Genomic DNA, 8,108 nt, shown 5'->3' with positions numbered 1-8,108 from the left:
CCACGTCGCGCCCGCTCTCCACCTGCCGCCGGGCGTGCTCCAGCACCATCTCCGCGACGGCCACGTGGCGCTCGGCCGGGCAGTCGAAGGAGGACGCGATCACCTCGCCGCGCCCCAGCATCTCCATCTCCGTCACTTCCTCGGGGCGCTCGTCCACCAGGAGGCAGAGGAGGAGCGCGTCGGGGTAGTTGGTGGAGACGCCCTCCATGATGGCCTGCAGCACCGTGGTCTTGCCCGCCTTGGCCGGCGCCACGATCAGGGCGCGCTGCCCCTTGCCGAGCGGCGAGATCAGGTCGATGATGCGGTTGGTGAAGTCGCGCCGCCCGCGCAGCCGCTGCGACTCGCACTCCAGCGTCAGGCGCTCGTCGGGGTAGGTGGCGGGGAGCGACTGGAAGTCGGCGCGGGAGCGGGCGTGCGCCGGGTCCAGGCCGTTGACGCTGAGCACCGAGTCCAGCGGCGGGCTCTTGCCGCGCCCGGGAGGTGTGCCGATCGTCCCCTCCACCCGGTCGCCGGTGCGCAGGCCGAAGCGGCGGATCAGCCCCTGCGACACGAAGGTGTCGCCGTCGGACGCCTGGTAGCCGTTGTGGGAGCTGCGGAGGAAACCACTGCCGCTGGGAAGGATCTCGAGAATACCGGTCGCGTCGGCGGTGGCCGGCGCGGGCGCGTCGGGCAGCGCCGCGGTGCCGGGCTGTGCGGAAAGACTCATTCTGTCGCTCTGAAACGTTGATTCGAGAATGACGCGGGGGCGCCGGGGGCGAGTGCGCCCGGCAGAGAGTACTGGAGGCCGCCGCGCTGCTGTGGGGCTTCACGCCTGACGCACGTCAATTTGCGTGCCGCCTTCATAGGCGGAACGCGGACGCGGGCGCGTGTCGGGAGCGCCGCAATGTAAGCCGCGCGGGCACGCACGCAAGGCTTGCGCGGCCACTTTCACCGGAATGATCCCGGACGGGTGGCGCAAACGCATTCGCGCATATAGCTTTATCCCCTCACCACCCCGCACGCCTTTCCCCGCGCGCCTCTCCATGCCTTTCGTAGAGCGCTCCCTGGTACCGCAGAGCCCGTTTCACCCCCACGCCATGCGCAAGCGCGCGTTCAAGGGCGTAGTGGGAGTCGCGCTCATGCTGGGCTCGCTGGGCGCGGCGTTCTTTCGCACGCAGATCCTCCGCAACAGCGAGTTCGAGCTGGAGGCGGACGACAACCGCTTCCGCATCATCCCCATCCCCGCGCCGCGCGGCACCATCACCGACCGCAACGGCAAGGTGATCGCCGAGACGGTGGCGGGCTACACCCTCTCGGTGGAGCCCGGCCCGCCGGACTCGATCCGCGCGCGCCTGCACCGCGTGGCCGGCATCGTGGGGCTGGATTCGGCGCTGATGGAAGAGGTGGTGGAGCGCTCGCGCGGCATCCGCACGGAGCCGGTGCCGGTGCTCTCGAACCTGACCTTCGAGCAGGTGTCGCGGCTGGAGGAGCGCGGGAAGCGTCCCCCGGGCGTGCTGATGGAGGCGCGTCCCATCCGCCGCTACCCCGCCGGCGCCGCCGTGGCGCACCTGGTGGGTTGGGTGGCCGAGATCAGCGACCGAGAGCTGGACGATCCGCAGTGGGTGGGCTTCCGCAGCGGGCAGCACATCGGCAAGAGCGGGGTGGAGCGGTCGTACGAGCGCGCGCTGGCCGGCAAGCCGGGGTCGCGCTACGTGGAGGTGAACTCGCGCGGGCAGCTCGTGCGCCCCTTCGCGCAGCAGCTGTCGCAGGCGCCCACCCCCGGCGGCGACGTCAAGCTGACCATCGACCTGGACCTGCAGCGCTTCGCCCACCAGGTCTTTCCCGAGGGGAAGCGCGGCGCCGTGGTGGCGATGGTGCCCTCCACGGGCGAGATCCTGGCGATGTACTCCGCGCCGACGTACGACCCCAACCTGCTGGTGGGCGGCATCTCGCGGAGCGTGTGGAGCCACCTCAACACCGATCCGGGGCGCCCCCTCATCAACCGCGCCGCCAAGGGCACCTACCCGCCGGCTTCCACCTGGAAGCTGGTGACGGCCATGCTGGGGCTGGAGCGGGGCGTGATTACCCCCGAGAAGCCGATGCCAATCGCCTGCTCCGGCGGGATGTGGTACGCCGGCCGCTACTCCCGCTGCGACCGGCGCGAGGGGCACGGCCCGCAGAACATGATCCAGGCCATCGCCAACTCCTGCAACGTCTACTTCTACCAGCTCGGCATCGCGCTGTCGCTGCAGACGCTGGCGGAGGAAGGGACACGCCTGGGCTTCGGCCGCCGCACCGGTGTGGACCTGCCGGGCGAGGCCTCGGGCACCTTTCCCACGGGGCGCCAGTGGTACGTGAAGCGCTTCGGATGGCGCGCGCCGCTCAGCGAGGTGATGAACGTGGCCATCGGCCAGGGCCCCAACGCGCAGACGCCGCTGCGCATGGCAGCCTTCTTCTCCGCCATCGCGGGGAACGGCACGTCGCGCGCCCCGCACCTGCGCATGGGCGCCCAGCCGCCGGTGGAGACGGACCTGCGCGTGAAGCCTTCGACGCTGGCGGCGGTGCGGCTGGGGCTGGACCGCGTGGTGGAGGAAGGGACGGGGCGCACCGTGGGGCTGGCCCGCTGGAAGTTCTCCGGCAAGACGGGGACGGCGCAGAACTCCGCCGATCCCAAGAAGCCGCACGCCTGGTTCACGGGGTACGCGGGGCCGCGCGGGGGGGAGCCTGAGATCGTGGTGGCCGTGCTGGTGGAGTTCGGTGAGCACGGCGGCAGCGGCGCCGGGCCTACCGCGGCCGCCATCGCCAACTACTACCTGAACAAGAAGCACGGCTTCCCCACGCCCCGCCTGATCGCCGCGGAGACGGCGCGCGTGGGTGCGCTGCTGGACACCTCGCCGCAGCCGGCGATCCGCGACACGGCGCCGGGACCGCGGCCGGAGTAGGGGCAGGGCCCCCTCCCCCGCTCGTTCCTCGCGGCCCCTCCCCCAAAACTGCCTGGGGGAGGGGCGGTTTGCGTGTGCCGGTGCGCGGGGCGTGCGGTGCGTGGCGTCGTGACGGCGGGGGCTCACGCGGAGGCGCGGAGACGCAGAGAGAGGACTTCGCGTGCAGTCGGCCCGCGTCACCAGGATCGCCGTGGGGGCGAGCACGGGCAGCCACGTGGGGCGGCCCCTACGGGATCTGTGCGCAGGGGCGGGGATCGTGGTGCGCGGCGAGGGAGGGCAGACACGCAGGTCTGCCCCTACGGGATCTCATTGCGTTACACGAGGTTCGAGGAACGCGGAGGGCGGGCGCGATGAATCGCGCCCCTACGGAATCTGTGCGCGGGCGTCGGACAGGGCGTGCCAGCCCCCCCGTCAAACCTCCCCCCTCTCTCGATAACAGAGGCGCCAGCCTCTCCTGTTATCGGGAGAGGGGGGTCGGGGGGGTGAGGGCCCGCCTGAACTCCACCCCGTCATTCCACTGCGGCAGCTCGTCCATCGAGGCGCACTCGGCGGCGGTGCGGAGGATGACGCGGGCCTGCTGCACGGCGCCGCCGTAGTCGAAGTCGTCGCGGTAGGCGTCGGAGGGCTGGTGGTAGTGCTCGCGGATGAACTCCTCCAGCACCCGGTGTCCCCAGCCCTCGGGGCGGCCCTCGTAGGCGAGGCCGTGGTCCATCGCCAGGGCGGGGACGCCGGCGCGGGCCAGGGGGAAGTGGTCCTGGCGAAAGAACATCCCCTGCTCCGGGTGCGCGTCGGGGGCCAGGCGCATCCCCTCGGCCTCGGCGGCGCGCTGCGCGATGTCGCCCAGGGCGGAGCGGTCGGCGCCGAGCGGGGCGATGTCCTCCGTGCGGCCGTGCAGGTTGGCGCCGTCCATGTTCAGCGCCGCCGCCGTGGTGGAGAGCGGGAACAGGGGGTGGCGCGCGTACCACTCGGCGCCCAGCAGCCCCGACTCCTCCGCCGTCGTGGCGATGAAGAGGAGCGGGCGGGAGAGGCGCTCGGGCATCGCCGCGGCCGCCTCGGCGATGGTGAGGAGGAGCGCCACCCCGCTGGCGTTGTCGTACGCGCCGTGGTACACCAGCGTCGCGCCGTGCTCGCCGAGCCGCGTGCCCAGATGGTCGTAGTGCGAGGTGAGGAGGACGGGCTCGTTCTCGCGCGCCGGATCGCCGCCAGGCAGCAGGCCAACGACGTTGGCGGTGTGCACCTCGTGGACATCGCTGCGCACGTGCGCACGGGCGCGGATCCCGGTGGAGACGGGGCGGAAGCCGCGCGATTCGGAGGCTTCGATCAGCCCCGGCAGCGCGTGCCCGGCGGCGGCCATCACACGCTCCGCCGTCTTCCACGAGAGCCAGCCGCGCACGGGGAGGGGGAACTCGGGATCGCCCGCGATGTCGAACTGCTCGCCCGTGTTGGAGGTGCGCACCACGTTCCAGCCGTAGCCGGCGGACTCGTCCGTGTGGATCAGGAGCGCGCCGGCTGCACCACGACGGGCGGCTTCCTCGTACTTGTACGTCCAGCGCCCGTAGTAGGTGAGCGCCTTGCCGCCAAAGAACCCCGGCGTCTCCTCGTTCCCCGGATCGTTGACGCGCATCAGCAGCACCTTGCCGCGCACGTCCACACCCTTGTAGTCGTCCCAATCGTGCTCGGGCGCGTGGATGCCGTAGCCGACGTACACCACCTCCGCATCCACGCTCACATCCTCCCGCGGCACCCCTGCCTCCAGCACGAACTCGTCTTCGAAGGCGGGCGTGTCCGTGCCGCCCTCCGCGTGGTGGAAGGCGAGGGTGGGGTGCGGGTTCATCCCGATCATCGGCACCGTCTGGAGGTGCGAGCCGGCGACGGGTTGCAGGCCGATGCGCTGGAACTGCGCGCGGATGTACTCCATCGCCAGGGTGCCGCCGCGCGTGCCGGGAGCGCGCCCCTCCAGCAGACGGTGCGAGAGGAAGCGCAGGTGCGCGTCGATCGTCTCCGGGCGGATGCGATCCAGCGCGGCGGCGAGGGCGGTGTCGTTCATCGATCCGTCAGTGTGTAGGTGTCGCCCGGCAGTTCGCGGACGCGGTCCGCGGCGCGCAGGTAGGCGAGGATGGCGTGCAGCGACCCCTCGGCGGCCACCCGCAGGCCGGGGTGGAGCGCGGCGCCGTACACCGCGTCCAGGATCTCCGCGGGGCGCGCGGGGCCGGAGGCACGCAACGCACGCACCACCTGCTCGATGCGCTGCAGCCGGTGCGCCCGGTAGCGCTCCACCGCCGCGGCCGGGTCATCGATCGGCGGGCCGTGCGCGGGGAGGATGACGGAGGGCGCGAGCTCGCCCACCCGGTCCAGCATCTTCATGTACGCCGCCAGGTCGCCCTCCGGCGGCGCGACGAGGGTGGTATCGCTCCCGCCCATGAAGGCGTCGCCCGCGAAGAGTGTGTCCCCGTTCCAGAGGAAGGCCAGGTGCTCCGGCGCGTGCCCGGGCGTGGCGATGGCGCGCAGCGTTCCGCCCTCCGCCTCCACCTCGTCCTCATCCGCCAGCCACCGCGCCACGTCGGCGTCGCGAAGCGGCGAGTGGAGGGCGCCGCGCGACATCATCACGGGCGCGCCGGTGCGCCGCGCGAGCGGGAGGGCGGCGGCGGAGTGGTCGGTGTGTGCATGGGTGAGGAGGATGGCGGCCGGCGCGGCGCCATCCAGCGCGCGTTCGATGGCGTCCAGGTGCGCCGCATCGTCGGGACCGGGATCGATCACCACGCGCCCGACGATGAACGTGCGCGTCCCGTCCAGCGTCATGGGCGACGGGTTGGGGACGAGCAGCGTCCGTATCACGGGCTCCTCGGCACCGCGCGCACCGGCGGCATCACGGAGCGGACGGGGCGCGTCACGTCGTACAGCGTTGGTTTGGGCATTCGGCATCGAGTCGAGGTGAGGCGGACCCCAGCGGCAAACCCCGGGCCTCACCTCAAGACACAGAGAAAATCCCTTCGCGGTACTTTCCCCACCCCTCCGCGGCTCTGCCTGTGAAACCGCTGTTCCCATGCAAGGTACGCGTCCTGCATACCGCGCCGCCTCCCGACCGCCATCCTAACTCGCGTACGCGGAGAGACTTGCGATGCTGGACCGCAATCCGATGAACGGCCCCGGCCCCGGCAAGGGCACCCCCGAGCAGGACCCGCCCGGCACCGAGGCCGCGATGGACCCGCCGCCGGATCACGGCGAGGAAAGCTACGAGGGGTGCGGCAAGCTGGAGGGGCTCGCGGCCATCATCACCGGCGGCGACAGCGGCATCGGGCGCGCGGTCGCCATCGCCTTCGCGCGCGAGGGCGCGGACGTGGCGATCGGCTACCTGGGCGACGAGGAGGAAAAGGATGCGCAGGAGACGCGGCGCTGGGTGGAGAAGGCGGGGCGGCGCTGCATCACCTACCAGTTCGACGTGCGCGAATCGAAGGAGTGCGATGCCTTCGTAGCGCGCGCGGTGACGGAGTTCGGACGGCTGGACATCCTGGTGAACAACGCCGCCTACCAGATGTCGCAGGACGGCATCGAGGACATCACGGACGAGCAGCTCGACCGGACGTTTCGCACCAACATCTACGGCTACATCTACATGGCGCGCTCGTCGCTGCGCCACATGAAGGAGGGCAGCGTCATCCTCAACACCGGCTCGGTGACGGCGTTCGAGGGCAACCCGATCCTGGTGGACTACTCGGCCACCAAGGGCGCCATCCACACCTTCACCCGCGCCCTGGCCGAGAACGTCAAGGACCGCGGCATCCGCGTCAACTGCGTGGCGCCGGGCCCCGTCTGGACCCCCCTGATCCCATCGACCATGCCGATGGACCAGGTGAAGCAGTTCGGCAAGGACACGTACTGGGGCCGCCCCGCGCAGCCCATTGAGATCGCCACGTCGTACGTGTTCCTGGCCTCCGCGGACGCGCGGTACTTCTCCGCCGAGGTGTTGGCGCCGACGGGCAAGACGCCGAGCAGATAAACGGAAGTGCTGAACGGAAGTGCTAAGTGCTAAGTCCTAAGTGCTAAGTAAAACGCACTCACGCACTAACGCACTCACGCACTTCTGTTCAGCACTCAGCACTTAGGACTTAGCACTCCTTTTCCCCCCACCGGAGCCCGGCCTTGGCCCGCATCGGCTACCATTGTTCCCACGAGCAGTACCCCCCCAGCCGCCTTCTGCAGCTCGTGCAGCGGGCGGAGAGGGCGGGTTTCCAGAGCGCGATGTGCTCCGACCACTTCTTTCCCTGGGGCGAATCGCAGGGGGAGAGCGGGTTCGCGTGGAGCTGGCTGGGCGCGGCGATGCAGGCCACCTCGCTCCCCTTCGGCGTGGTGACCGTTCCGGGCGGGTGGCGCTACCATCCGGCCATCATCGCGCAGGCCGCGGCCACGCTGGCGGAGATGTACCCCGGGCGCTTCTGGATCGCTCCCGGGAGCGGCGAGCTCCTCAACGAGCACATCACGGGCGAGCGGTGGCCCCACAAGGCTGAGCGCAACGCGCGCCTCCGCGAAGCGTGCGACATCATCCGCGCCCTCTGGGCCGGCGAGACGGTGACGCACCACGGCCTCATCACCGTGGAGGAGGCGAAGCTCTACACGCGCCCCGAGACGCCCCCCAAAATCGTCGGCGCCGCGCTCACCCCCGAGACGGCGGAGTGGATGGGCTCGTGGGCGGACGGGCTGATCACCACCGTCGGCGAGCGAAGCGAGATGCGCAAAACCATCGACGGCTTCCGCCGCGGCGGCGGAGAGGGGAAGCCGATCTACCTGCAGGCGCAGCTCTCCTTCCACCGCTCGGACGCGGAGGCCGTCCGCGCGGCGCACGCGCAGTGGAAGCACCTCCAGTTCCCCAGCTCCGTCCTGGCGCAGCTCCGCCTCCCCTCCGAGTTCGAAGCCGCCGCCGAGTTCGTGCGCCCCGACGACATCGCCCGCAAGATCCGCTGCTCCTCCAGCGTCGAGCAGCACCTCGACTGGCTGCTCAGCGACGTGGAGATGGGCTTCGAGGAGATCAACCTCCACTCCATCCCGCGCGAGAACCAGGAGCACTTCATCGACGTCTTCGGCGAGCGCGTGCTGCCGGAGCTGAAGCGGGCGACCGCGTGAGGGGAGTGCGTGAGTGCGTTAGTGCGTTAGTGCGTGGAGGCAGCCGGGGAGCGCAACCGTTCTCCACCT

At 71.0% G+C, this 8,108-nt stretch carries 6 protein-coding genes; 3 read left to right on the top strand and 3 right to left on the bottom strand.

All coding sequences use genetic code 11. From position 1 onward, the window contains the following. Nucleotides 1-706 (bottom strand): hypothetical protein (locus tag VF647_17045; protein HEX8453812.1); only part of this gene is annotated, 706 nt, incomplete at its 3' end. A 370-nt stretch (nucleotides 707-1,076) separates the two neighbouring features. Between VF647_17045 and mrdA the strand changes: the two genes are divergently transcribed. Next, complete coding sequence (mrdA, locus tag VF647_17040; protein HEX8453811.1) at nucleotides 1,077-2,921, top strand: penicillin-binding protein 2; 1,845 nt, start codon at nucleotides 1,077-1,079, stop codon at nucleotides 2,919-2,921. Nucleotides 2,922-3,378: 457 nt separating this feature from the next. Here the strand turns inward: mrdA and VF647_17035 are convergent, their stop codons facing one another. Together VF647_17035 and VF647_17030 are read right to left on the bottom strand one after the other, a co-directional pair. Beyond that, nucleotides 3,379-4,968, bottom strand: a complete 1,590-nt coding sequence (locus VF647_17035; protein HEX8453810.1) for a M28 family peptidase — start codon at nucleotides 4,966-4,968, stop codon at nucleotides 3,379-3,381. Beyond that, nucleotides 4,965-5,756, bottom strand: a complete 792-nt coding sequence (locus tag VF647_17030) for an MBL fold metallo-hydrolase (GenBank protein ID HEX8453809.1) — start codon at nucleotides 5,754-5,756, stop codon at nucleotides 4,965-4,967. Before VF647_17030 ends, VF647_17035 begins: the two co-directional genes overlap by 4 nt. Before the next feature lie 283 nt (nucleotides 5,757-6,039). On the opposite strand from VF647_17030, the gene VF647_17025 reads away from it, so the two are divergent. Beyond that, nucleotides 6,040-6,918, top strand: coding sequence for an SDR family oxidoreductase (locus tag VF647_17025; GenBank protein ID HEX8453808.1), 879 nt, complete (start codon nucleotides 6,040-6,042; stop codon nucleotides 6,916-6,918). 143 nt (nucleotides 6,919-7,061) lie between these two features. Continuing rightward, entirely contained in the window at nucleotides 7,062-8,039 is a 978-nt protein-coding gene (locus VF647_17020; protein ID HEX8453807.1) for a TIGR03885 family FMN-dependent LLM class oxidoreductase, read from the top strand. The last annotated feature ends 69 nt before the right edge of the window (nucleotides 8,040-8,108 follow it).

The organism is Longimicrobium sp. (genome assembly GCA_036387335.1).
Lineage (GTDB): Bacteria > Gemmatimonadota > Gemmatimonadetes > Longimicrobiales > Longimicrobiaceae > Longimicrobium.
This window is presented reverse-complemented; position numbering and strand designations above follow the sequence as displayed.